Origin of the sequence: Bacillus sp. JJ634, assembly GCF_036962285.1 — a bacterium.
GTDB lineage: Bacteria > Bacillota > Bacilli > Bacillales > DSM-1321 > Peribacillus > Peribacillus asahii_A.
This window is the reverse complement of the sequence record NZ_JBALMU010000024.1, coordinates 114979-139828: the sequence shown is the minus strand read 5'-3', so window position 1 is coordinate 139828 and position 24850 is coordinate 114979. Positions and strand designations below refer to the sequence as shown.

General features: G+C 38.8%; 27 protein-coding genes. All 27 read right to left on the bottom strand.

What is annotated here, in order from left to right; translation table 11 throughout:
- Positions 1-133 precede the first annotated feature (133 nt).
- Complete coding sequence (locus V7068_RS04775) at positions 134-2182, bottom strand: chemotaxis protein CheW (protein WP_499711320.1); 2049 nt, start codon at positions 2180-2182, stop codon at positions 134-136.
- Positions 2183-2196: 14 nt separating this feature from the next.
- The gene (locus V7068_RS04770) at positions 2197-3303 is read right to left on the bottom strand and encodes a protein-glutamate methylesterase/protein-glutamine glutaminase (protein WP_499711319.1); all 1107 of its coding nucleotides are present in this window, start codon (positions 3301-3303) and stop codon (positions 2197-2199) included.
- 9 nt (positions 3304-3312) lie between these two features.
- Entirely contained in the window at positions 3313-4182 is an 870-nt protein-coding gene (locus tag V7068_RS04765) for a MinD/ParA family protein (protein WP_499711318.1), read from the bottom strand.
- Positions 4163-5341: a flagellar biosynthesis GTPase FlhF gene (flhF, locus tag V7068_RS04760; RefSeq protein WP_499711317.1), complete on the bottom strand. Its 1179-nt coding sequence runs from the start codon at positions 5339-5341 to the stop codon at positions 4163-4165. The genes V7068_RS04765 and flhF overlap by 20 nt, the downstream gene beginning before the upstream one ends.
- Positions 5338-7374 carry a flagellar biosynthesis protein FlhA gene (gene flhA / locus V7068_RS04755; protein WP_127759799.1) on the bottom strand — a complete coding sequence of 679 codons (2037 nt, stop codon included), beginning with the start codon at positions 7372-7374 and terminating at the stop codon, positions 5338-5340. The genes flhF and flhA overlap by 4 nt, the downstream gene beginning before the upstream one ends.
- Positions 7375-7406: 32 nt before the next feature.
- The gene (gene flhB, locus V7068_RS04750) at positions 7407-8489 is read right to left on the bottom strand and encodes a flagellar biosynthesis protein FlhB (RefSeq protein WP_499711316.1); all 1083 of its coding nucleotides are present in this window, start codon (positions 8487-8489) and stop codon (positions 7407-7409) included.
- Position 8490: 1 nt separating this feature from the next.
- A complete protein-coding gene (fliR, locus tag V7068_RS04745) occupies positions 8491-9267 on the bottom strand; it encodes a flagellar biosynthetic protein FliR (RefSeq protein WP_499711315.1) in 777 nt (258 codons plus the stop codon).
- 3 nt (positions 9268-9270) lie between these two features.
- A complete protein-coding gene (fliQ, locus tag V7068_RS04740) occupies positions 9271-9540 on the bottom strand; it encodes a flagellar biosynthesis protein FliQ (protein ID WP_119116550.1) in 270 nt (89 codons plus the stop codon).
- Positions 9541-9554: 14 nt separating this feature from the next.
- Positions 9555-10220, bottom strand: a complete 666-nt coding sequence (gene fliP / locus V7068_RS04735; protein WP_127759796.1) for a flagellar type III secretion system pore protein FliP — start codon at positions 10218-10220, stop codon at positions 9555-9557.
- Positions 10217-10876: a flagellar biosynthetic protein FliO gene (fliO, locus tag V7068_RS04730; RefSeq protein WP_499711313.1), complete on the bottom strand. Its 660-nt coding sequence runs from the start codon at positions 10874-10876 to the stop codon at positions 10217-10219. Before fliO ends, fliP begins: the two co-directional genes overlap by 4 nt.
- A 23-nt stretch (positions 10877-10899) precedes the next feature.
- A complete protein-coding gene (locus tag V7068_RS04725; protein WP_119116553.1) occupies positions 10900-11262 on the bottom strand; it encodes a response regulator in 363 nt (120 codons plus the stop codon).
- Between the two features lie 20 nt (positions 11263-11282).
- A complete protein-coding gene (gene fliY / locus V7068_RS04720) occupies positions 11283-12509 on the bottom strand; it encodes a flagellar motor switch phosphatase FliY (RefSeq protein ID WP_499711312.1) in 1227 nt (408 codons plus the stop codon).
- On the bottom strand, positions 12499-13497 hold the full coding sequence (fliM, locus tag V7068_RS04715; RefSeq protein ID WP_499711310.1) for a flagellar motor switch protein FliM: 999 nt from the start codon (positions 13495-13497) through the stop codon (positions 12499-12501). The genes fliY and fliM overlap by 11 nt, the downstream gene beginning before the upstream one ends.
- A gap of 50 nt (positions 13498-13547) precedes the next feature.
- Positions 13548-13976, bottom strand: a complete 429-nt coding sequence (gene fliL / locus V7068_RS04710; protein WP_499711309.1) for a flagellar basal body-associated protein FliL — start codon at positions 13974-13976, stop codon at positions 13548-13550.
- Positions 13966-14229 carry a flagellar FlbD family protein gene (locus V7068_RS04705; protein WP_499711307.1) on the bottom strand — a complete coding sequence of 88 codons (264 nt, stop codon included), beginning with the start codon at positions 14227-14229 and terminating at the stop codon, positions 13966-13968. Before V7068_RS04705 ends, fliL begins: the two co-directional genes overlap by 11 nt.
- A gap of 12 nt (positions 14230-14241) precedes the next feature.
- Positions 14242-15420: a flagellar hook protein FlgE gene (locus V7068_RS04700; RefSeq protein ID WP_499711306.1), complete on the bottom strand. Its 1179-nt coding sequence runs from the start codon at positions 15418-15420 to the stop codon at positions 14242-14244.
- Positions 15421-15504: 84 nt separating this feature from the next.
- On the bottom strand, positions 15505-16140 hold the full coding sequence (flgD, locus tag V7068_RS04695; protein WP_499711305.1) for a flagellar hook assembly protein FlgD: 636 nt from the start codon (positions 16138-16140) through the stop codon (positions 15505-15507).
- Between the two features lie 10 nt (positions 16141-16150).
- Positions 16151-17485: a flagellar hook-length control protein FliK gene (locus V7068_RS04690; protein WP_499711304.1), complete on the bottom strand. Its 1335-nt coding sequence runs from the start codon at positions 17483-17485 to the stop codon at positions 16151-16153.
- Between the two features lie 21 nt (positions 17486-17506).
- Complete coding sequence (locus V7068_RS04685) at positions 17507-18118, bottom strand: MotE family protein (protein ID WP_499711303.1); 612 nt, start codon at positions 18116-18118, stop codon at positions 17507-17509.
- An 11-nt stretch (positions 18119-18129) separates the two neighbouring features.
- Positions 18130-18570 carry a flagellar export protein FliJ gene (gene fliJ / locus V7068_RS04680; protein WP_127762487.1) on the bottom strand — a complete coding sequence of 147 codons (441 nt, stop codon included), beginning with the start codon at positions 18568-18570 and terminating at the stop codon, positions 18130-18132.
- A gap of 2 nt (positions 18571-18572) precedes the next feature.
- Positions 18573-19892, bottom strand: a complete 1320-nt coding sequence (fliI, locus tag V7068_RS04675) for a flagellar protein export ATPase FliI (protein ID WP_499711362.1) — start codon at positions 19890-19892, stop codon at positions 18573-18575.
- Complete coding sequence (gene fliH, locus V7068_RS04670) at positions 19892-20653, bottom strand: flagellar assembly protein FliH (RefSeq protein ID WP_499711302.1); 762 nt, start codon at positions 20651-20653, stop codon at positions 19892-19894. The genes fliI and fliH overlap by 1 nt, the downstream gene beginning before the upstream one ends.
- Positions 20646-21665, bottom strand: a complete 1020-nt coding sequence (fliG, locus tag V7068_RS04665; RefSeq protein WP_252294272.1) for a flagellar motor switch protein FliG — start codon at positions 21663-21665, stop codon at positions 20646-20648. Before fliG ends, fliH begins: the two co-directional genes overlap by 8 nt.
- Positions 21666-21677: 12 nt before the next feature.
- Positions 21678-23279, bottom strand: a complete 1602-nt coding sequence (gene fliF / locus V7068_RS04660; RefSeq protein WP_499711301.1) for a flagellar basal-body MS-ring/collar protein FliF — start codon at positions 23277-23279, stop codon at positions 21678-21680.
- Positions 23280-23375: 96 nt separating this feature from the next.
- Positions 23376-23684, bottom strand: coding sequence for a flagellar hook-basal body complex protein FliE (gene fliE / locus V7068_RS04655; protein WP_499711299.1), 309 nt, complete (start codon positions 23682-23684; stop codon positions 23376-23378).
- Positions 23685-23705: 21 nt separating this feature from the next.
- Positions 23706-24164 carry a flagellar basal body rod protein FlgC gene (gene flgC, locus V7068_RS04650; protein WP_499711298.1) on the bottom strand — a complete coding sequence of 153 codons (459 nt, stop codon included), beginning with the start codon at positions 24162-24164 and terminating at the stop codon, positions 23706-23708.
- Positions 24164-24553 carry a flagellar basal body rod protein FlgB gene (gene flgB, locus V7068_RS04645; protein ID WP_499711296.1) on the bottom strand — a complete coding sequence of 130 codons (390 nt, stop codon included), beginning with the start codon at positions 24551-24553 and terminating at the stop codon, positions 24164-24166. The genes flgC and flgB overlap by 1 nt, the downstream gene beginning before the upstream one ends.
- Between the last annotated feature and the right edge of the window lie 297 nt (positions 24554-24850).

Sequence of the window (24850 nt, the reverse complement as noted above, 5' to 3'; positions counted from 1 at the left end):
TCCATCGCAGGCAATAAAGTTCAACTAATCGGACCTTTACGGACAGTTATCCCCCATCTTCTTTGTTTCCTCATATATACAGCTTGAGTTGAGATCTTACTGCCCGTTAAGTATGAGAGAAACCTTTTAGGCGTTAATTAATAAGCGCATTACAATCAATAATTAACGCAACTTGTCCATCCCCTAAAATCGTTGCTCCAGAAATTGCAAAAGCCGTGTTTAAATAATCTCCTAACGATTTTAAGACAACCTCAAGTTGACCAATGAATGAATCCACGACTAAACCAGCCATCTTATCGCCTTTTCTAACAATAACAACAGATAAGAACTCGTCCTCTTTACCGAACTCAGGTACTTCAAAAATATCCTTCAAGAATAGAAGTGGAAGAACTTTCCCTCTAAAATCAACAACTTGCTGATTGTGCGCATTCATAATATCTTCTTTTTTAATAATGGCTGTCTCTATAATAGAAGAAAGTGGAATCGCATATTTTTCTTTTTGAATCTCAACAAGCATGACCGAAATAATGGAAAGTGTGAGCGGAAGCTGAATTAAAAAAACAGAACCTGCCCCTTCTTTAGAATCAATCGTCACATTTCCACCAAGAGACTCAATCGTATTTTTCACTACATCTAAACCAACACCGCGTCCAGATACATCAGAAATTTTTTCAGCAGTGGAGAAACCTGAAGCTAAAATTAATTCATACACTTGCTTATCTGTAAGAGTGGCTGCTGCTTCTTTTGAAAGAATTCCGTTTGCAATAGCTTTATTCAATACACGCTCTCTATTAATTCCTGCTCCATCATCTTCAATTTCGATAAAAACATGGTTTCCACTATGGTACGCTTTCAGAAGAACCTTCCCTTCCTCCGGCTTCCCATTTGCTAAACGCACTTCAGGTCTTTCAATTCCATGGTCCATCGCATTTCTCAATAAATGCACGAGCGGATCGCCAATTTCATCAATGACCGTACGATCCAACTCTGTTTCAGCACCAACAATCTGTAAATCTACTTTTTTATTTAAATCACGTGCTAACTGACGAACCATTTTTGGAAAACGGTTAAAGACCGTTTCAACTGGGACCATTCGCATATTTAACACAATGGTTTGCAAGTCACTTGTCACACGTGACATTCTTTCTACAGTTTCATGAAGCTCTTGATTATCCAAATCACGCGAGATTTGGTCTAATCGTCCTCGGTCAATGACTAATTCTTCAAATAAATTCATTAAAATATCTAAACGTTCAATATTTACCCGAATCGTTTTACTTGAATTGGATTTAACAGGCGCTTGCTTTTTCTCTTCTTTTTTCGTTTGTTCTGTTGCAACTGTTGTCACAACTGGCGCTTCTTGACTAGCTGTTACAACTTGCTCTTGTTCCTCTAAAGGAACTGGCGTTCGTAAACGCTCGAAATCAATCGTATGTACTTGAACCCTATCTACTTCAGAAACTTTCATTACTTTCTTCTGAACATCCTCAACAGATTCCTTCGTTACTATTGTGACAGAAAAACTTTGATCGAATTGTTCTTCCTCTAACTGTTCAACCGATGGATTTGATTTAATAACCTCACCGATTTTTTCTAATACTTCAAATACCATAAACACGCGCGCTGCTTTTAATAAACAATCTTCTCGTAAACTAACCTTTAATTCATAGCTATTAAAGCCTTGATCCTGAGACTGCTGCAAAACCGTTATTTCAAATTCATCGTATTCACTATTTACAATTTCCAGCTCAAGTACAGCACTTGCTGCCGCAACTTCACTAACTGCCGTCGGAATAAGAGATTCACCTTTTTCAATAAGAAGGAGTTTTTCCACAACATCCTTCACATCTCGCTTCCCTTCTCCACCTTCTGCAATGGAATAGACCATCGCTTCTAAATCATCAACGGCTAGAAATAACGTATCAAACGTTTCAGGCTGTAATGTAATCTGCTCATTGCGAATAGCATCTAACACATTTTCCATCTTATGTGTCAAATTAGCTAAGTCTTCATACCCCATTGTCGCAGACATCCCTTTTAATGTATGGGCTGCACGGAAAATATCATTTACAATGGATAAATCATCTGGATTTTTTTCAAGCTCTAATAACTGCTCACTGCACATTTGAAGATGTTCTTTACTTTCCTCAATAAATACTTCTAAATACTGATTCATATCCATAAACTCTGCACCTCCTAAGACTCGCAATACTTTACAATTGTTTTGGCGATATTCTCTACATTCTCTACAGTGTCTATTAAATGAGTGGCTATAGCTGCCTTTGGCATGCCGAATACAATAGATGTTTCTTGGGACTCTGCAATAGCTTTCACTTGCCCTTTTTTCTTCAATTCAATTAAACCATTTGCCCCATCACTTCCCATGCCGGTCATAATGACAGTTGTTTTCGTAAAATCTATTAACTCACTCGCCACTGACTCAAACATAACATCTACAGAAGGACGATGACCGTTACGAGGTTCAGATTGTTCCAATACAATCGCTAAACCAGTACCAATCTTTCGCACTTTCAAATGGAACCCGCCAGGAGCAATATACGCGGTTCCTTTTTGAATTAACTCACCATCTTCCGCTTCTTTCACATGAATCTGACAAAGTGAATCTAAACGTTCTGCTAAAGATTTCGTAAATCCCGGCGGCATATGCTGAACAACTAAAATCGGTGCATTAATGGACTGTGGCAGATTAGTCAATACGGTTTGTAACGCTCTCGGTCCCCCAGTGGAAGTACCAATTAAAACAATTTTCTTACTTCTATAGACCCTACCTCTTACAGCATAACTCGAAACGACGGATAACTTTGATTCTATTTTACTATATTTCTTGCATCCAGATAGATTTCTTTGTATTTCCCCTGCATTTTTTTGTAATTTGTGAACGTTTACCCAGCTCGCAGCAACTACTTTATCTATGATTTCCCGCTTCACCTTATATAAATCTAGTGAAATGGCCCCTGACGGCTTAGCGATAAAATCAAACGCTCCATTTTGCATGGCCATGAGTGTATTTTCCGCTCCCTCTTTCGTTGTACTCGACAACATGACAACAGGCGTCGGACAATCCTTCATAATTTTCTCTAAAGCTTCTAGGCCATCCATAATAGGCATTTCTACATCCAACGTTACAACATCAGGTCGTAACGATTGAATTTTACTAATAGCATCCTGTCCATTCCTTGCACTTCCGACTACTTCCAACCTGCTATCTTCCGTTAGAAACTCCGCAATTAACTTCCGCATGAAGGCTGAATCATCTACAACCAAAACCTTTATTTTTTTCATATCAGCCGCCTACCTTCCAAGAAAATATCGCTTCATATTTTGAAGAAAGTTACTCTTGGGCAATGTCCACTCTTCGTTAAAAGAATGATTGTTATATCTGAAGACAAGATTCATTAAAGCTTTTGAAACATCGGATCCTGAATCGTACTCGATAAAAGGCACTTGCTTTAATACAGCATTCGATACCGTCCGATTCTCTGGGAGACACCCTAACACAATTGCTTCTTTTCGCAAAAACTTTCGCAGTGCATTTTGAATACGCGTAATCGTCTCCTGTCCCTCTTTTATCGCCAATACGCGATTGCAAACGAGCAGAAATGGCAGATCTGGGTTGATAGAATGTAAATACTTCATAACGGAGTATGCATCCATAACTGCTGTCGGCTCTGGTGTACAGATGACGATTAACTCATCCACACATAAAAGAAACTTAACTGAGTCCTCCGTAATTCCAGCACCCATATCAAACAAAATGTAATCATACTGATTCAATAATTCATTAAATTCTTCCATAAATCTTGAAAAATTTAATTCACTAAGTGAAAATAAATTCGTTAAGCCTGTACCGCCTGTAATAATTGAGATTTGTTCCGGTCCCGCTGTCATAATATCGACTAGTGAAAGGCCTCGATCAAAAAAATCAACAATGCTGTATGTCGAATGTCTGCCAATTAAAATATCAATATTCCCCATACCAATGTCCATATCAAACAGAAGAACTCTTTTTCCTTTTTTCGCTAAAGCGATGGCGAAATTTAACGAAAAATTCGACTTCCCTACTCCGCCTTTTCCACTAATGACTGCTAGCGTCTTCGCCATAGATTTCTTTTGATAGTCCTCTAATTGCTGACGTAAATTTTCAGCTTGATCTTTCATCATCTTTAACTCCAAATAGTAAGTTCAATATATTAACAGGGATGGCCTTTATCAAATCATCCGGTACATTTTGCCCATTTGTAATATACGCAGGCGCTAATTGATATTGTTGCATCATATTAATCATTGCTCCATATGTCGCTGTTTCATCCGCTTTCGTAAAAATAATATGTTTCAAAGGGATTGTAGAAAATTGACGATAAATATCTTCCATATCTCTTTGCTTAGACGTTAAGCTGAGCACAAGATACGTTTCCATCTCCTCTGTAAAATCAATAATGTCCCCTAAGTCCTTTACGTATTGAGCATTTCGAAAATTCCTTCCTGCCGTATCAATAAATACTAAATCATAGTGTGCAAAACGTTCGGCTGCTCGTTTAAAATCGTCTAAATTATAAGCCACCTCTATCGGCACATTTAAAATTTTTGCATAAGTTTTCAATTGATCAATCGCTGCAATTCGGTATGTGTCCGTCGTAATAAAGGCCACCTTCTTACGCTCTTTTAATACCGTTTGAGCGGCAACTTTAGCAAGCGTTGTCGTCTTACCTACTCCGGTTGGACCGACAACATTAATATATTTCTTTTGAAAAGCTAACTCTTCTTTGGAAATCCATTCAATTTGCTCAGCCAAAGCGGATTTTAGCCAATCCTGCACTTCTTCTTGTGTGACCTCATGTTTCACCGTACGCCACTTCGCAACTAAAACATCCATTACTTGCGTACGAATCGATGCAGCAATTTCTTGCTTCACTAAAACAGCATGAGCCGGCGCTAACAACTCCGGATAGTGAATATCCTCTGTTCCTGTAGAACGTAATCCCGCAATCATTCCTTTTAAATCAGCAATTTCTTTTAACAAATCAGAGTTCGGTGTTTCCAAGTCTTTCTTTATAGATTCACTTGAAATTGGCTTCGGCAATTGTTCAAGTACAGATGACGGCTTTACTTTCTTTGTTTTTTGCTTGACAACCATCTGATTGGATTCTGCTGTTGAATCGATAGCCGCTACAACTTCAATACGCCGTTTTTTAAACAAACCTAAAAATCCGCCAATATATATCGGTTTGGAGCTTAAAATAACCGCATCTGTGCCTAATTCTTCACGAACAAATTTCATCGCTTCCGTCATCGATTCCGCTGTATACTTCTTTACCTTCACGCTACATCCACCACCCCTACACTTTGTACTTCAACGCTAGCTTCTAACTCATTATAGGAAATAATCGGCACATTCGGGAAATAACGCTCTGTTAATTGGCGCACATACATCCGAACAGCTGGTGAACAAAGTACAATAGGTTGCTGCTCCATCAAAGCCAGCTCTTCTAGTTTAGCTGCAAGCGTTTCTAAAATAAGTTGAGAGTTATTTGGGTCTAACGATAAATAGTTTCCATGCTCCGTTTGTTGAACAGCATCGGCAATGATTTTCTCTACCTTTCCAGATACAGTAATAACCTGAAGGCGCTGTTCTCCCCCAACTAACGTATTCGTAATCTGTCTTGCTAAGTTTTGACGTACATATTCGGTGAGCAGGTCCGTATCAGACGACATTTTCCCATAATCCGCAAGTGTTTCGAAGATAATAGGTAAATTTCGAATGGATACTTTTTCTTTTAATAATTTGGCTAACACTTTCTGAACCTCACCAATCGCCAGCGGACTTGGTGTCACTTCTTCGACAAGGATTGGTGCCGTTTCACGCAAATGCTCAATTAACTGTTTCGTCTCTTGACGGCCAAGTAACTCATGAGCATTAGCTTTAATAATTTCTGTTAAATGAGTTGATACAACGCTCGGTGGATCGACAACGGTATACCCCATCATTTCCGCATGTTCTTTCATGTCTTCGGCGATCCATTTAGCCGGCAGCCCAAAGGAAGGTTCCACTGTATCAATCCCTTCAATCGAATCATCTTCAATCCCCGGGCTCATCGCTAAGTAATGATTTAACAGCAGCTCGCCCCTTGCCATCTCATTCCCTTTAATTTTCAAGCGATATTCATTTGGGTTTAATTGAATATTATCGCGAATCCGCACAACAGGAATGACAAGTCCCATTTCAATGGCAAGCTGCCGGCGAATCATCACGACTCGATCTAATAAATCCCCACCTTGATTTGTATCGGCGAGCGGGATTAATCCATATCCAAATTCAAATTCGATTGGATCGACGCTTAATAAATTGACAACGCTCTCTGGACTTTTCATTTCATCGGTTTCTATTTCTTCTTCAAGCTCTTGTAAATCCTCTTTATCTTGTTTCGGCGCTTTTGCCATCATATAAGCTCCAATTGCTAGCGCAGCAGCAATTGGAATCGTAAACAGATTCGAAATAGGCGTAAATAAACCTAAGCAAAACATAGTACCAGCTGTGACATACAACATTTTCGGATATTGAAACAACTGTGATGTGATATCGGTACTTAAATTACCATTAGACGCAGCCCGTGTCACAACAATCCCGGTTGCTGTTGAAATTAATAAAGCCGGAACTTGGCTGACAATTCCGTCCCCGATCGTTAACATTGAAAAATGTGCCGCTGCATCGCCAAACGAATACCCTAACTGCAACATCCCAATCATAATCCCAAAGATTAAGTTGATAATGACGATAATAATTCCAGCAATAGCATCTCCTTTAACGAATTTACTCGCACCGTCCATAGAACCATAAAAGTCTGCTTCACTACTAATTTTTTCACGTCTTACACGTGCTTCTGCTTCTGAAATCATTCCAGCATTTAAATCTGCATCAATCGACATTTGCTTACCAGGCATTGCATCCAATGTAAAGCGAGCAGCTACTTCTGAAACACGCTCCGAACCTTTTGTAATAACGATAAAGTTAATGATGACTAAAATAATAAAGACGACTAAACCGACAAGCACATTTCCACCCACAACGAACGATCCAAATGTTTCTACAACCCCACCTGCATCACCATGCGTTAAAATTGCACGAGTTGTAGAAACATTCAGTCCTAATCGAAACAACGTCAACAATAAAAGTAGAGTCGGAAAAACGGAAAACTCTAGCGGTTCTTTAATATTCATCGTAATGAGAAGAACCGACAACGCAAGAGAAATATTTATTAATAATAAAATACTTAACAACCATGTTGGTAAAGGAATAATTAACATGACTACAATCATGATAACCGATATAAGAACAACTAAATCTCGCGCTTTCATTTTCTTCTCTCCTAACTAGCTACTTTGAGGCATTATATCTTCCCCTTCGTTTTATAAACGAAGGCAAGTATTTCTGCTATTGCTTTAAAAAACTCTTCCGGTATCGCTTGTCCGACTTCTGTTTGATCATATAAGGCTCGCGCTAACGGGCGATTTTCAACCATTATGACATCATTTTCTTTTGCAATATATTTAATCTTCTGAGCGACAAAATCGACACCCTTTGCTACAACAAGAGGAGCATCTGATTTTTGTTCATCATATTTTAAAGCGATTGCAAAATGTGTGGGGTTTGTAATAACCACATCAGCATTTGGTACTTCTTGCATCATACGCTGCATCGCCATTTGCCGTTGCTTTTGCTTAATTTTAGACTTGATGAGCGGGTCCCCTTCAGAATTTTTATGTTCATCTTTAATATCCTGCTTGGACATTCTAATGTTTTTTTCAAAGTCATATTTCTGATATAAATAATCAAGGATTGCAATACAAAACAGGGCAACCGCGGCGTATAGTCCCATTTTAATCGTAATATCCGCTAACAAAACAAGCGCATCACTAACGGGAATATGCGCAAGCACCATCACTTCATCCATACGGTTCCATAACACAAAAAAAGCGATAAAGCCGACAATCGAAATTTTCAAGATAGATTTTAATAACTCCACCATGGCCCGCATAGAGACAATTCGTTTAAATCCTTTAATCGGATCTAATTTTTCTAGTTTAAATTGAATCGTTTCTGTTGAGAACATAAACCCAACTTGCATGATATTCGCGAGCATCCCGGCAATCATAGCGGTAACAAAAACAGGCGCAAGGGTCAAGACCATCATCTTCAATATTTCGTACACCATCACCTGAATGTTTTCTTCTGTCACACTTTCTAACATCATATTTTGCAGAAACTCTCGCATAAGGCCGACAATCTGTTCATACATGAATGGCCCCGTAATAACAAGCACTCCAAACACCGCGAGTAAATTTATGGCGGTATTTATATCTTGACTTTTAGCTACTTGCCCTTTTTTTCTAGCATCCTGCCTTTTTTTCGGTGTTGCTTTTTCTGTTTTTTCCCCTGCGAAAAATTGCAAGTCTAACCGAAGTTCATTCATCTTACCTGCCTCCGATCAGTTCCATCAAATTTCGCATAGCAATAAGTATCAGTTCAAATAAATTAGTGACAACATGCATCATCGCTCCAATGACAACAAAAAGTACGATAAAACCCGCCACAATTTTAACTGGAATTCCAACAACAAATACATTAAGTTGTGGAACTGTACGCGCCAAAATTCCAAGTGCCACATCCACTAAAAAAACACTTCCTACAACAGGAATCGACATTTGCAAAGCAATAACAAAGGATTGGCTAAACGCCTTTGCTAAATATTCAATAATGGATTCATTTCCAAATGGTACATATACTTGATCAATCGGAATAAATTGATAGCTGTAAAAAATACCGTCAAGCAACAAATGATGACCATTCGTACTTAATAAAAACAATAAAGCAATGGTATATAAATATTGTCCCATTAGCGGACTTTGCGCTCCTGTTTGCGGGTCAATAACATTTGCCATCGCAAACCCCGTTTGAAAGTCAATAAATCCCCCAGCAATTTGAATCGCTGACATCATCATATACGCGACAAAGCCAATAAACAGCCCGACGAGCACTTCCTTCAAAATCAAAAAGTAATAAGTCAAATCTATCTCCAATACAGGAGCTTCAATCGTGTAATACATAATCCAAGCAAGGAAAAAACCAAATCCGATTCGATGCATCATCGGAAGCGATCGATGCGAGAAGATTGGCAGGACAACAAAAAAGGTAGTTACACGAACAAAGATTAATAAAAAGGCGGGAAAATAGGGTAGAATTTCTGCCATGCCCTAACCTACAAAACGATTCAAGTTTCCAAGTATTTCCGCAGTATATGAAATTAAATGGCTAATCATCCATGGTGCTAAAAAAACAATGCCGATAAGAACGGCAACAATCTTTGGAACAAAGGCAAGTGTTTGTTCTTGAATTTGCGTCGTTGCCTGAAAGATACTAATCGCTAAACCAACGCCTAGCGCAATTAATAACAATGGCCCCGATACAATCAAGATCGTATAAATTCCTCGTTCCGCTACATCAATAACAAAATCTGCACTCAACGTTTTTCACCTGCTTAAAAACTTTGTAATAAAGATTTCACTACTAAGTACCATCCATCTACTAGTACAAAGAGAAGAATCTTAAATGGTAATGAAATCATGACCGGCGGTAACATCATCATCCCCATCGACATTAAAACACTGGCAATAATCATATCGATTACAAGAAATGGAATAAAAATCATAAATCCAATTTGAAAAGCCGTCTTCATTTCACTAATCGCAAAAGCGGGTACTAGTGCTGTCAATGGAATATCTTGAATAGATTTTGGCGGGTCCATTTGGGCGTAATCAAGAAAAAGCGCAAGGTCCTTTTGTCTCGTATGCTCGCTCATAAATTCTTTAAATGGGATTGACGCTTTCTCATACGCTTCCTCTAACGTAATCTTTTCTTCAAATAGAGGGGTAAGTGCTTGTTTATTCACCTCTTGAAATGTCGGAGCCATAATGAAGAAAGACATAAACATGGCAAGACCAATCAACACTTGAGTCGGCGGCATTTGCTGTGTTGCAAGAGACGTTCGCACAAATCCCAGCACAATAATAATTCTTGTAAAACAAGTCATTAAAATTAAAATACTCGGAGCAAGAGATAAAACCGTCAGCATCAAAAGGAGCTTGACAGAAGTAGAGACATTAGCGGGATTACTAGTATTGAAAAACTCCATAAACTCACTCATTCATCGTCTCTTCCTTTCTGATCAAGCTTATCCATTAGCTGCTTTCGGCTTTGTCTCATTTCATCTAACTGATTTTTTAATTCACTTGAAAATGACTCTCGGCTCACCGCTGATTTTGTCCATTTCTTTTTTAACTTCATTACAAAATCAGTGGGCTGCATCATTTGTTCATATTTTTGATTATAGGCTTCTAGTAATTGTCGACGTTCTTCTTCATCTTCAATTTCTGTTAACAGTTGAATATTTTCGCCGACTCCGACAAGGAGCACGCGCTCTCCCACTTTCACAATTTGAATAGAGCGATTATTGCCTAAGTTTGTTCCACCTAGATTTTCGATAAAATTGGCTTGTTGATACGTCTTTGACTTTTTACTAATGAACCGAAGAACAATATAAAGCAAAGCTACAACAAAAAGCATCGCAAATATCATCCGGAAAAAGTCCGAGAAAGAAAGCCCGACATCGCTAGAGGATGCAGCTTTCTCTTCGGTTGTTGAATCATCTTTCACAGCATTTTCCGCTTTGGATGATTCAGGCTGCTCATACATATCCTTCACTGATTGATCAAGGTTTTCTGCATGAACGGGCATTGTTTGAAAAAAACAAACAATGCCAAGGGCGAACAAAACTTGACGTAATTTTTTTACAGAAAACAAGTGAATGACACCCTCTTACTTTATTAGCTTAATGCTTTATTAATGGCTTCTAACACGCGATCTGCCTGAAATGGCTTAACGATAAAATCTTTTGCACCCGCTTGAATCGCATCAATAACCATCGCTTGCTGTCCCATTGCCGAACACATGATTACTTTGGCTTGCGGATTAACTTTTTTAATTTCTTTAAGCGCTGTAATACCATCCATTTCTGGCATTGTAATATCCATTGTTACTAAATCTGGCTGTGTGTCTTGAAACAGCTGTACCGCTTGTGCTCCATCAGCTGCTTCCCCAACAATTTCAAATCCATTTTTCACAAGAATATCCTTAATCATCATTCTCATAAATGCTGCATCATCAACAATTAAAATTTTATGTGCCATACCCTGTATACCCCCTGAAATTATCTTAGTTTTTGTAGTCGGTCGTTTTGACTGACAATGTCTGTCACACGAACACCAAAGTTTTCATCAATAACAACCACTTCACCTTTCGCAATTAGACGGCTGTTCACCAAAATATCAACCGGTTCCCCGGCTAATTTATCCAGCTCAATAATTGAACCAGATGCTAATTCCAAAATGTCTTTAACCGATTGTTTAGTTCGACCTAATTCAACGGTTACTTGAAGCGGAATATCCATTAACATATTTAAATTTTTTGCTTCTGCCTCTTGAAGCTGATATGGCTGAAAGCTTGTAAAGTTCGCTGGTTGAACATTCACTGGTTGACTTGGCACCGCTGTACCTGCACCAAAATACTGCGGGGAACTCGCCATTTGTACTGGTTGCTGCATTTGATAAGCTGGTTGAGCTTGCTGAACCTGTTGAATCGGTTGTTCATATACCGGCTGTTGCAACGCTGCTGCTTGTTCAGCCGCCTGAGCGACTTGAACTTGCCGCGGCTCGACTTGAGCCGTTGCGGGCAGCTCAGGGTCTAGACCTGCCCCCCCCATCAGTTCATCGACTAGGCCTTTTGCAAAAGGCAGCGGTAAAAGCTGCATAATATTAGAATCAATTAGCTCACCGACACGTAATCGGAACGAAATTTTGACGAGTGGATCTGTGTTCGGAATTGACTTTTCTCCTTCCCCATTGACCATATCAAGTAAGTCAATGCTTGGCGGTGAAATATCGACTCTCTTACTAAAAATCGTCGACATCGAAGTAGCTGCTGAACCCATCATTTGGTTCATCGCCTCTTGTACAGCACTTAATTGAATTTCTCCAAGATCACCACTTGGGTTTAATCCATTACCACCCAACATTAAATCTGCAATAATTGCAGCATCACTTTGTTTAATGACTAGAACATTAACCCCAGAAAATCCTTCCGTATACTCCACTTGTATCGTCACATATGGATGTGGAAACTCAGCAGATAATTTACTTTTTTCAATTAATGTAACAGTCGGCGTTGTAATATCGACCTTTTGATTTAATAAAGTGGATAGAGCAGTTGCTGAACTTCCGAAAGAAATATTTCCAACTTCACCAAGTGCATCCTGTTCCATCGACGATAAATAATCTTCTACGTTAAGGGGAGATCTCACCTCACTTACGTCATCCTCTGTATCACCTCTTAACAGAGCGTCAATCTCATCTTGAGAAAGCATCTCATCACTTACCATCTTCGTCTCCCCCCTTCAAAATATCAAGAATCTGAATGGCTAGCTTTTTGCCTACCTTACCTGGTTGTCCGTAGAATTTCGGAACATCCCCGATCTTCACAGTTAAAGGTGCATCAATGGGTTGATTTAACTCAATCACATCGCCAACATCTAACTGTAGAAAATCATGAATGGTAATGCTCGTTTCTCCTAATTCCGCAGCAATAATCATATCTGAATGCGTAATTCTTTTTTCAAGCATCGCCATTTCTTCTGGACTTCGTTCTTTTTGTAAAGTCTGCATCCAATAATGCGCCGATAAATTCGGTATAATCGGCTCTAATACAACATGCGGAATACACATATTAATCATGCCCGTTGTATCCCCTACTTGAATATTTAACGAAATAACAATCACCGTATCATTAGGTGAGACAAGTTGTAAAAACTGAGGATTCACTTCAAAATCTGCCATGATCGGATCAATATCAACGATTGTAGACCATGCTTCCTGTAAATTCTCAAATGCCTTTTCAAATAAACTCGTCATAATTTTCGTTTCAATTTCCGTTAAATTGTCGACCTTATTCACGCTTTCGCCTCGCCCGCCAAGCACGCGATCCATCATCGCATAAGCAATATTCGGGTTGACTTCCAGAATAATACGCCCGTCTAACGGCGGCACTTCATAGACATTTAAAATCGTCATTTTCGGAATCGAACGAACAAATTCTTCATACGGAAGTTGATCAACAGACGCCACCGCTATATGAATATACGTTCGAAGCTGTGCTGAAAAGTACGTCGTCAGTAATCGCGCGAAATTTTCGTGAATTCGCGTTAAACTTCGAATTTGGTCTTTTGAGAAGCGAAGCGCTCGTTTAAAGTCGTAAACTTTCACTCTTTTCTCAATTTCTTCTTTTTTCAGCTCCTCAGCATCCATTTCTCCTGTAGAAAGCGCCGAAAGCAAAGCATCAATTTCACTTTGTGACAATATTTCACTAGACAATCGCCATCACCTCCAAAACTGCTCACTTGAGCGTTTGCCCAAAAGATTTATTATTGAAGGATTGAGGAGGTGATATACACCTGTTCAACTTGTCCTTCTTGCATTAATTTATTTAACTCTTTCTTAATGACTTCCTGCAGCTTTTCTTTCCCTGCTTTCCCGGCTAGTTCATTCGTCTTTACTTCTGACAATTCCGTAATAATAATATTCTTCGCTTGGAAATTTCGCTTTTCTAACTCTTCTTTTGCTTTTTTTCCATCGGTTTGAATTGTAAACGAAATTTTAATATAATCATTGTCAGCAAGATTTGTAGTAATCTCTGGAATTTCAACGGATGCCTCCACAATTTCATCAATGGATGGTTCTCCATTTGCGACACCCGCATCATTCATCTTATTAATCACCACAACCGCCAATACACCTAACAGAGAAATAGCAACAAGCATAATTAACATAATCGTTAATACTTTATTCTTCATAACCTATACCCTCCACGTCGTGACGAAGTCCAAGAACATTCACAGCACGGTAAAATTGAATAATAGCTTGTGTGATTTCTTCTTCCTTCTCGCGTACAACAATCTTCTTCCCCGTCGTAAACGTAATCGTCGTATCTGGCAACGATTCAATTGCTTCTATATATAAGGCGTTTACCGTAAAACTTCTACCATTCAATCGGGTTACTTTAATAATGATGATTGGAGCCAAAAAGCCGTAACTCTTAAGCTCCATCCCTCCCTTAACCTATCGTTTTAAATTAACAAGCTCTTGCAGGATTTCATCGGATGTTGTGATAATACGAGTGTTGGATTGGAAACCTCGTTGAGCAACAATCATTTCGGTAAATTCTTCCGATAAGTCGACATTCGACATTTCAAGAGAACCAGCTGCGATTGATCCACGACCATTACCCGCGACATTAATATTCGGTGTACCTGAGTTAATCGACTCTTGGAACGTAGTGCCTCCTGTCTTCATAAGACCAGAAGCATTACTGAATTTTGCAACCGCAAGTTGACCTAGAGTAACGATTTGACCATTAGAATAGACCCCGTTAATTTCACCGGCTGAACTAATGTTGAAACTGTCTAGTTTTCCTTCGGTACTACCGTTAGGGTTAACTAGCGCTGTGCTTGTACCAGGATTTTGGGTTAGATTAGAAAAATTCAGTACTATTGAACCATTTGTATTAGCCACAAAATCACCGTTAGCGCCCATGTTTACTTTTATATCAGCTGGCGTAGAACTAAAGTCTAATGTTCCAATATTTTGATCATTTAAACTCAATTCCCATGTATTTGCACCAGTCTTTTTAAACTCTACAGTCACAGCTTGAGCTGTACCATCTGCACCAGTCACTTTAATTTGTTGAGTATATACAGAATCTACTGTTGAATCTGAAGAGAGATTTTCTGAAAAAGTGATAGTATCAGTTTTTTTGGCAGGTAACACCGCATTCACGTTTACTGCAACATCTCCATAAGTATTAGTAACTTTATCATTAACTATTTTATAAGCTTGAACCTTTAATCCCTCTCCATTGACAAGTGTTCCTTCGTCATCCAAATAGAAGTTCCCTGCTCGTGTATAGAACTCGGCATCGCCATTTTTGACAACGAAATAACCATCGCCTGAAATCGCTAAGTCGAGGTCACGTCCTGTCGTTTGTAAGCTTGATTGCGTATGAATCGTATCAATTGTTGCAACCGTCGAGCCAAGACCGACTTGCTTGGCATTTGTTCCTCCTTTATTAGCTGTCGCTGCACTTGCCCCAGAAATCGTTTGGTTCATCGTATCGCTGAATGTAACGCGACCTTTTTTAAAGCCATATGTATTGACGTTTGCGACGTTATTCCCGATAACATCTAGTTTTGTTTGCATATTTTTCAATCCACTAATGCCAGAGTACATTGAACGAAGCATCTTTTCATTTCCCCTTTCGATTATTGACCGCTTCTGTCAATCCGCAGTCGAAGCTTCCTTATAGTAAGATCCTAAATCGTGCCGTTAATTACTCGCAATTTTAATTAATTGATCACCTGTAAGTTTTGTCCCTTTTTCATCATCAACTTCATAGAGAAGCTTGCCATTACTCATTAACACGGATTGAACAAATGCCGAAACTTCCTTGCCGTCTTCATCTTTCCAATTCACTTGCTTACCAATTAATTCACTGCCTGTAACAAGACTATTCGATGAAGAAGCGCTATGTACTTCTGATATATTCCCCGGCTCTAGTTTCTTGCCATCTTCAAGCAAGAAGTATACGTTATCTCCTTTATACTGAACAGATTGGATGACTCCTGTTCCTTCTGTAACCGTTGCTTCTTCGCTATTTTCACTTTCTTCAAGCGAGTGCCATTTAATTTCCTTACCGACAAATGTACTATAATTAAGCAAGTCATTTTGCTTATTATTTTCAATCAGTGTATCAATCTTTGAACCGATATTAATCATTTGTTCCATTGTCGAGAACGTGGCCATTTGCGCAATAAATTCACTGTTATCCATTGGACTACTTGGGTCTTGATTTTGCAGTTGGGTAATAAATAGCTTTAAGAAATCATCTTTTCCGAGATTATCTCCCGCTTTTCTTTCTTTCACATTATTGGATAGTAAAAGTGATGTATCAATTGTTGTCATCATTCTTCACCTATACTTCTATATTTAATAGGGCTTCTGCAAAGCTATCGGTAAAATCGGTTTCTGAATCAGCGTCGCTTTCATTTTGCTGGGATTGTTGCTCTTGTTGTTTATTCGCATCAGGATCTCGCTGTGTAAAGCGCTCAGAGTTAAAAGTGCTTATTTGCTGGGAAATCTCAATTTTCTCCACTTGAATACTTTGATTTGTAAAAGCTTGCTTTAAGCCTTGCAATTGACGATCGAGCAGCTCTTTTGCTTGAGCCGTTGTTGCTAATATTTTCGCTACCATCGTCCCCTCTTTTTGAATCAACTCAATTCGAAGTGAACCTAAATGCTCTGGGTTTAAGCGAATGAGCAATTTTTGGACGCCATTTGCTTTTGAGAAATTCGCTTTACTTAAAATATTTTCAAAAGATTTAACGAATTGCTCAGCATCAACAGCCTGACCGTTCTGACTCGTATTTAAGACAAACTGTTCAAGCTTCGTCATTTGAAAGGGTAAAGAAGAACTTTGCGTATTCGTTTCTGCTGTTTTTAATGTTAAACCATTGCTAACCGTTTCTTCAGAGCTTTCACCATCCGAAGTAACGAATCGGACATATGCCTGCTTTACGACATCCAAAGACTTATTTGTACCGTTTTCTAATACAGCCGCAAAAGATGTATCTGCCGCCGCTTTAGGCGACTCCGTACTCAACCATTTTTGCAGCCTGCCAGAAATCGATTCTAGTAGACGTTTGATTTCTTTTGACATCTCAGCTTGATTTTGAGTTAAGTCTTGATGTGAGGCTACTAACTCTTGAAGTTTAGCAAGCTTCAGCAAGTTCGCTGTACCATTTAAATCAAGACTAGCTAAACCTTTCACATCTAAAGAGTCCAATTGCTTTAATGCAGTGTATATGTCTGGTGAGATTTCGTTTAGTATCTCTTTCATGTCTTGAGCTTCTGCTGGCATTTCAAAACGTTCATTTATCTGTACAATACTCGTTAGAAACTCCTTTACCGCAGTTCCATCCTCACTGTTTAACTTCAATAACAATTGCAATAATGAATCATTATTATCTAAATTTTCATTAAGCAATAATTCAGCTCCTATTTCACTACCGCCCTCTAATTCTGCTAAACTATCGATTCCTAAAAAATGAAGTACATCCTCAATAATAGCGATTTGATCAGCCGAAAGAATTTCCTGTCCAAACTCAGATTCCTCTGCTATCCGTCCCGTCGACAGCGCACTTTCTAACACCGCTCCAAACTTGCCTGTTGAACTAGATGTAGACGTTTGAGTTGTTGATAGCGTTTGATGGTTAACAGCCGGCAGCATCGCTAACATAGCTGCATTCATCTTCTCTTTCACCTCCTTTGATCAAGACTGTGATTGTAATTTTTTCGTTAGACGCGCAGCATCTTCAGGAGCCATTTGTTCTAATACTTTGGCTAGAGTCGCTGGTTTCAAATTAGCGAGAATCTGGATAGCATCATCATCACTCATTTGTGTAATAATCGGTGCTGCCTTTTTAGCTGACATCATTTCATACGTTTTTACAATTTCTTTAATCTCTACATCACTCGTCATTTGAGCTTGTTTTAATTCATTAATTTCTTTTTGAAGTTGTTCTTGTTCAGCTTCCGCCTTTTGAAGATTTTTATCTCGACTATCAATAATGCTCTCTAGAGACTGAATTTCTGCCTCTTTGTCTTTAATCTCTGCTTCAAGTTCAACAATTTTTTGATTATAGTCTGTAGTTGTTTCTTCTTTTTGTTTTTGATCCGTTTGAAAAACTTGCATGGAAATCTTATCTGAAATCTCCTTCGTTTTTTCAAACACATTTACACCATAGTAAGTCATGACGATGATTGTAACCAAAATGGCAAAGATGACAGGAATGACGATAGCAAATAGAAACCATTGAATTTTCCCCGATTTCTGTTCTTCTAGTGCAACGTCTTCAATGTTTTGTTTAGCTTTTCGAGCCATTTTAGTCCCCCCTATCCTTTGCTTAAAAACTGCTGGATAGAAATCTCATCCATCTGTTTATTTTCAGCTTCCTTTACAACTTCTAGGAATTTTTGAAAATCTTTTTCTTTTATTTTTTCATATTTTTTCACTTCGATGTTTTTTTCCTTCAATCTTTCTTGTTGAAGGTTCATCCTGTAGCGTGCTTCAATAACATCTTTTTGACATTGCTCAATCAACTTCTCTAAATTCCCCATAAAAAGCTGGTTGTGACGAATTTCTTGGACAGAAAGACCTGAAGTCAACTTTACTTGCTGATAATCAAGCAGTTCTTCTTTTTTCTTCAACAATTTATAAAGCTTCTCAGCCACCTGTTCAAAGTTTTTCAGTGCTTCATTATATGCCGCACGCGCATCGCTTTTTTCCTTTTCTTTGATGGTTAATATCTTTTCAAATTTATATTGGTAGATCATTTTCATTCACCTTTTCCCATCAACTGTATAAGGTTGTCAATACTTTCTTCCTTTGTCGCTTTTTCATGCGTCCCTTGTTTTAAAAAAGATAAAATAGCAGGATAGCGTTTAATCGACTCATCAATTGTCTTTGAAGAACCTCGTTTATAGGCTCCAATATTAATTAAATCTTCTGATTCTAAATACGTTGCTAAAGTCGCTCGTAATTGCTCAGCTGCCTTCTTATGTTTGGTACCAACGATATTATTCATAACGCGACTCACACTCTTCAATACATTAAGCGCTGGAAACTGACCTTTGTTTGCTAGCTGCCTATCTAATACAAAGTGTCCATCAAGTATCCCGCGCACGGCATCCGCAATCGGCTCATTCATGTCATCCCCATCAACAAGCACCGTGTAAAAAGCAGTAATCGTTCCAAGTTGATTCGTACCCGTTCTCTCTAAAAGACGCGGCAATATCGCAAAGACAGATGGCGTATATCCCTTTGTTGTCGGCGGTTCGCCCACGGCTAAGCCAATCTCACGCTGAGCCATTGCCACCCGAGTAACAGAGTCCATCATTAACATGACATTCAAGCCTTTATCGCGGAAATACTCAGCAATCGCTGTTGCAGCAAGTGCCCCCTTAATACGCATTAATGCTGGTTGATCACTTGTTGCTACAACAACGATAGACCGTGCTAAGCCTTCTGGACCTAAGTCTTTTTCGATAAACTCACGCACCTCTCGACCACGCTCTCCAATTAACGCAATGACATTTAAATCAGCGGTGGTGTTTCTCGCTACCATCCCAAGCAACGTACTTTTCCCAACACCGCTCCCTGCAAAGATTCCTACACGCTGTCCTTTCCCAACGGTTAGCAAACTATCAATCATACGAACCCCTACATCGATTGGCTCAGAGATAGGTGGACGCTTCATCGGGTTCGGTGGATCTTGATCAATCGCTACAGAAGCCAATCCTTTCGGAAGAATGGAGCTATCAATCGGCTGTCCAAGCGAATCCACAACTTTCCCGATTAGACTGCTGCCCACTTTAATTTCTAATGTACGGCCGCATCCTTCTACAATTGCTCCTGGAGAAATATCATTAACGGCTGTAAACGGCATAAGAATGACCATTTCATCACGAAAACCGACAACTTCTGCTAAAATTCTTTTTTTATGTTGACGAACACCGGTATGAATGTAGCAAATATCCCCAATTGAACTTTCAGGACCTTGAGATTCAATCATTAACCCTACAACCCGTTTTACACGGCCATAGTGCTTAAAAGTATCAAGTTCATCAATTAACGGTATCAGGTCAATCGCTTTCATCATGATTCCCCTTCTAATAATTCCATCAGTTTATCTTTCATTTCTCGAAGTTGACTGTCGACACTTGCATCGATTCTCCCGCTTTCAGATTCAATGATACAGCTGCTTTCCGCCAATTCATTATTGGGATAGACGTATAAATCCGTATTCTTCGGAAAAATTGCTTCAAACTCCTCTTTATGAGAAAGAATAAACGGATACTGACTCGGATGTATATGAAGTTGTACTTCGCGATTCTCCCTCGCCTCTTTAATTGCCCGTTTCACCATCGAGAAAAAAGCCTCTTCACTTTCCTTTAATTCATATCCAATAATTTTACCGGCCACTTTCATCGCAAGTTCTAAAATAACAGGCTCCGCTGCTTCAATTTGTTTGCTGTATTCTTGTTTAGACAGCTCCACAATTTCCTTGGCATAAGCGATTGCTTCAGCTGTCTCCCTATATCCTTTTTGCATCCCGTCCTCTATTCCTTGCTGATAGCCCTCTTTTTGGGCTTGCTCCATGTACATCGGTCTTTCTTCTTGTTCCCAATAAACCCTTGCCTGCTCTATCTCGTTTTTAATCGCGACTGCCTGTTCGTTTGCTTGTTGAACTAGCCATTCAGCTTGTCGCTCAGCTTGTTCTAACAATTCATGTAGCGTTGTCTCATCCATTACCGCCGCCTGTTCTTCATGTTCTGAATGAATGACGGGAAACGGGCGGATTTTAATCGTTTTTCCAACTTGTTCTTTCGCTTGAGATGATTTAATAATCCTAGACAATAATATCATCTCCTCCGCCACGAGCGATGACGACCTCACCTGCTTCTTCCAGGCGGCGGATAACAGCAACAATACGGGATTGCGCTTCTTCGACATCACGTAATCTTACAGGTCCCATATACTCCATTTCTTCCTGGAACGCTTCCACCATTCGTTTAGACATATTACGGAATACAATTTCTTTTACTTCTTCACTCGCCACCTTAAGAGCAAGCTTTAAATCTTCATTATCTGATTCATGAATAACACGTTGAATCGCTCTTCCATCCAACGTAACAATATCTTCGAAAACAAACATGCGTTTCTTAATTTCCTCAGCCAATTCAGGATCTTGAATTTCAAGTGCATCGAGAATCGTTCGTTCCGTAGCGCGGTCCACACCGTTTAAGACATCCACAACCGCTTCAACACCACCTGTTTGCGTATAATCTTGCGTTACAGTAGCTGATAGTTTTCTCTCCAAAATTTGTTCTACTTCATTAATAATCTCTGGTGATGTACTATCCATTAAAGCGATTCGTTTAGCAACATCCGCTTGCATTTCTTGTGGCAGCTCCGATAAGATTTGACCCGCTTGTGTCGCTTCCAAATACGATAAAATTAAAGCAATTGTTTGTGGGTGCTCGTTTTGAATAAAGTTTAAAATTTGTCCTGGTTCAGCTTTTCGAGCAAAATCAAACGGACGTACCTGCAGTGAAGAAGTAAGACGATTAATAATTGCTGCTGCTTGATCTTCCCCTAACGCTTTCTCAAGCACTTGTTTCGCATAACCAATCCCACCTTGAGAAATATAATCTTGCGCCAGCGCAATATTATGAAACTCTTCTAATACTTCTTCTTTTTCCTTTGAATCTACTTTTCTTACACCAGAGATTTCAAGAGTCAGCCTTTCAATTTCCTCTTCAGAAAGATGTTTATAGACCGATGCAGAAACATCCGGACCTAAGGAAATCAGGAGGATGGCTGCTTTTTGTTTTCCTGTCAATTCACCTTTTTTCTTTTTCCCTGTCACCTGCATCGCCTCCTAGTCTTCCTCTATCCAGCTTCTTAATAATTTTGCAAAATCCTCTGGTTTTTCTCTTGCCATTTTCTCCAGCTGCTTACGTTTGATAGAAGCTTCGGAATCTTGTTCTTCAGGTAAATCTGGTATTTCATAAACTGCTTCTTCCAACAATTCCTCTTCTTCATCTTCCTCTGCTGCCTGTTGTTTTCTTGAACGAATATATAAAATAAGCAGAACAATAATGGCCAGTAATAATATTGCTCCAACAATATAAGCCCATAATGGTAACGTTGAACTTTCTTCAGCATTCGTTACGCCCACTTTTCCATTAAACGGTTGAACAGAAATGGCAATTTTCTCTTCAATTTCGGCATCTGTTAACGCTTCCCCATTCTCACCTTTAGCTACCGTTGTCCGAATAATCGTTCCAAGAATTTTTGTAATATCATCGATGCTATCTTGTGAAAGAGAGGTTGGATCATCAGGTGTAGGCGGCTCTACCATCACTTGAATGCCTAGGTCCTGTACTTTATACGGGCTTTCTACTATTTCCTTTTTAATGCGATTTACTTCATTATTAATAGTTTCTTCTACCTTCTCATAGTCTCCAGTCCCATTCGTTCCACCTTGAACATATGTACCTAATGAATCTGCTGTATCTTCACCTTGTGGGATTCCACCTGCTGCAGCTGCGTCACCCGTATAGGTCTCATTAATTCTTTGGGCAGAGATTGCAATCCCTTCCATATTTTCCTCATCAACAGGAGCAACTAAGTTTTCTTCACGATTTTCTTGAGTAAAGTCAATATCCGTCGAAACTGATACGACTACTTTATCTCTTCCCATTAATGTTCCAAGCATATTTTGCACTTGTCTTTGAACATCTCGTTCAATTTCTTTTTTGATTTCTTGTTGTGAAGCAAATTTAGTTCCTACAGAATTACTTTCATCTTCTAAGTCAAAATACTCAAAGTTTTGGTTCATAATGACGATATTATTAGTAGGCAGATTAGGAACACTTTTTGACACTAAATGATAGAGAGCATTAATTTGATTTTCTTCAAATTTATAACCTGGCTTTGTTGTTAACACAACGGATGCAGATGCCTCTTCATTCGTATCACTAACAAAAACGCCTTGTTCGGGTAATGTAATCATTACGCTAGCATCTTGAACACCATCGATTTTCTTAATAAGACCAGCAATTTCTGATTGCATCGCATCTAGCTTTACAACATTAAACTCATTTTCTGTCATTCCAATCCCAGCATTTTCACCAAAAAAAGAATAATCAATATTCCCTGAACTTGGAATGCCTTCAGCAGCTAATTCTACTTTTAACGTATCTACACTTTCTTCCGGAACACTAATCGTTGTTCCATCGTTCGAAATTGCATTTTCAATACCTTTGCTATCTAAGTTCTCTTTAATTGAACCCGTCTCTGAAGGAGTCAAATTAGAATATAAAGGAACAAGAGTAGTGCGTGTAGCTAAAATCGAAGCAACGACGATGAGGATAACTAGTAAAACTGCTGCACTAATACCAATAATTTTTTGTTTTTTTGTGCGAGTACTCCAGTATCCCGTTATTTTCTCTTTTATTCTCACTAATGAATCATTCATTTTAATCCCCCGGTTAGTCTACTAAATTTATGAAAGGAGGTTTACATTTTCATTCCTCCTAGCACTATATTTTAAAATGAGGTTTTAAAATGAACGTTAAATATTCATTCTCATAATTTCCTGATATGCTTCAACAACTTTATTACGAATCTCTAATGTTGCTGATAATGAAATGCTTGCTTTTTGTGATGCAATCATTACGCTATGTAAGTCTACGTTTTCTCCATTCGCCATTTTATTCGTTAACGAATCAGAATAAAGTTGTGCTTCATTCACTTGATTGATCGATTCCTTCAACGCTGCTCCAAAAGATTGCTGCGCTTCAAATGGTGTTGTTTTCTTTGTATTAGTCACTTCTTGCAAATTGGCCACGCTATTGGCAGCAGAAAGAGTAAGTCCTGCCATTGTCTCATCCCCCTATTCTATTTATTTCCCTATTTCTAGTGCTTTCATCATCATCCCTTTTGAGGCGTTCAACACTGTTACGTTCGCCTCATACGAGCGTGTAGCACTCATTAAATCTACCATTTCCCTAAGAGGGTCTACGTTTGGCATTTCAACATATCCTTCTGCATTTGCATCCGGGTGCTCTGGATTATATACAAGTTTAAAAGGCGTTGTCTCATCCTCAACAATTTTAGTTACCTGTACACCAGCTCCAACACCTTCCGATTGTCCCATAGCTGTATGTAAAAAGTTTGAGAAGCTTTCATTCTCTTTACTTTGAAAAACTACCGCTTTTCTACTATATGGTTGCCATTCACCATCAACATACTGCGATCTAGTCGTTTCAGCATTCGCCATATTAGAAGAAATGACATCCATTCTCAAGCGTTGACTAGTAAGAGCAGAGGCTGTTGTGTTTATGCTGTGAAACATACTCATTATTTACCACCTCTGATTACATTTTGTAATGAACTAAACTTCCCGCTTAGTCGGTCTGTTACGGCATTATAATAAATTTGATTTGTCGCTAAAGCAGTCATTTCTTTATCAATATCAACGCTGTTACCATTATTGTTATACGTTACATTTCGCTGTGTCACAATCGCTGAGCCATTGCTTTTTGTACTAAACTCAAAATGCCTTTGATCCGTACGGTAGCTGTCCATAGAGGCCTGCAGCGCTTCTTTAAAAGAACTGGTCGTCACATTTTCCGCCTTATAGTTAGGTGTATCTACATTAGCAATGTTTTGCGAAATAACTTTCTGCTTCATACTTGAATAATCTAAGGAATTCTCAAGATTCCTAAAGGTATTTGAAAATAATTCCATGTTATTCTTCACCTCTTTCTTATTGCAATTGTATTTTATTTTTATACTATATCGACCATCTTCTCAGTAATCNNAAAGTCCTATTTTGTCGAGAATTTTTACCTACATTACTAAAAAAATGATTTTTTATTACATTTTTCGACAAATAATCCAGTTATTCTGAAACTACATCTCTAATAATAGAAGAAAATCACTCTACACTCCTGTTACTTTGGGACTATTTTTGTCCGAAAATGATTACTTGTCCCCTTTCGACTCAGTTTAAAATAACCCCTTTTGAAAATAATAGTTAAAAAT

Bases quoted from the DNA above. Each gene is read 5' to 3' on its own strand.
- V7068_RS04775 (WP_499711320.1), bottom strand. From the start codon at position 2,182: ATGGATATGAATCAGTATTTAGAAGTATTTATTGAGGAAAGTAAAGAA.
- V7068_RS04770 (WP_499711319.1), bottom strand. From the start codon at position 3,303: ATGAAAAAAATAAAGGTTTTGGTTGTAGATGATTCAGCCTTCATGCGG.
- V7068_RS04765 (WP_499711318.1), bottom strand. From the start codon at position 4,182: ATGATGAAAGATCAAGCTGAAAATTTACGTCAGCAATTAGAGGACTAT.
- flhA (WP_127759799.1), bottom strand. From the start codon at position 7,374: ATGAAAGCGCGAGATTTAGTTGTTCTTATATCGGTTATCATGATTGTA.
- flhB (WP_499711316.1), bottom strand. From the start codon at position 8,489: ATGAATGAACTTCGGTTAGACTTGCAATTTTTCGCAGGGGAAAAAACA.
- fliR (WP_499711315.1), bottom strand. From the start codon at position 9,267: ATGGCAGAAATTCTACCCTATTTTCCCGCCTTTTTATTAATCTTTGTT.
- fliP (WP_127759796.1), bottom strand. From the start codon at position 10,220: ATGAGTGAGTTTATGGAGTTTTTCAATACTAGTAATCCCGCTAATGTC.
- V7068_RS04725 (WP_119116553.1), bottom strand. From the start codon at position 11,262: ATGGCACATAAAATTTTAATTGTTGATGATGCAGCATTTATGAGAATG.
- fliY (WP_499711312.1), bottom strand. From the start codon at position 12,509: ATGGTAAGTGATGAGATGCTTTCTCAAGATGAGATTGACGCTCTGTTA.
- fliL (WP_499711309.1), bottom strand. From the start codon at position 13,976: ATGAAGAATAAAGTATTAACGATTATGTTAATTATGCTTGTTGCTATT.
- V7068_RS04705 (WP_499711307.1), bottom strand. From the start codon at position 14,229: ATGGAGCTTAAGAGTTACGGCTTTTTGGCTCCAATCATCATTATTAAA.
- V7068_RS04700 (WP_499711306.1), bottom strand. From the start codon at position 15,420: ATGCTTCGTTCAATGTACTCTGGCATTAGTGGATTGAAAAATATGCAA.
- flgD (WP_499711305.1), bottom strand. From the start codon at position 16,140: ATGACAACAATTGATACATCACTTTTACTATCCAATAATGTGAAAGAA.
- V7068_RS04690 (WP_499711304.1), bottom strand. From the start codon at position 17,485: ATGAATGCAGCTATGTTAGCGATGCTGCCGGCTGTTAACCATCAAACG.
- V7068_RS04685 (WP_499711303.1), bottom strand. From the start codon at position 18,118: ATGGCTCGAAAAGCTAAACAAAACATTGAAGACGTTGCACTAGAAGAA.
- fliJ (WP_127762487.1), bottom strand. From the start codon at position 18,570: ATGATCTACCAATATAAATTTGAAAAGATATTAACCATCAAAGAAAAG.
- fliI (WP_499711362.1), bottom strand. From the start codon at position 19,892: ATGAAAGCGATTGACCTGATACCGTTAATTGATGAACTTGATACTTTT.
- fliF (WP_499711301.1), bottom strand. From the start codon at position 23,279: ATGAATGATTCATTAGTGAGAATAAAAGAGAAAATAACGGGATACTGG.
- fliE (WP_499711299.1), bottom strand. From the start codon at position 23,684: ATGGCAGGACTTACTCTTTCTGCTGCCAATAGCGTGGCCAATTTGCAA.
- flgC (WP_499711298.1), bottom strand. From the start codon at position 24,164: ATGAGTATGTTTCACAGCATAAACACAACAGCCTCTGCTCTTACTAGT.
- flgB (WP_499711296.1), bottom strand. From the start codon at position 24,553: ATGGAATTATTTTCAAATACCTTTAGGAATCTTGAGAATTCCTTAGAT.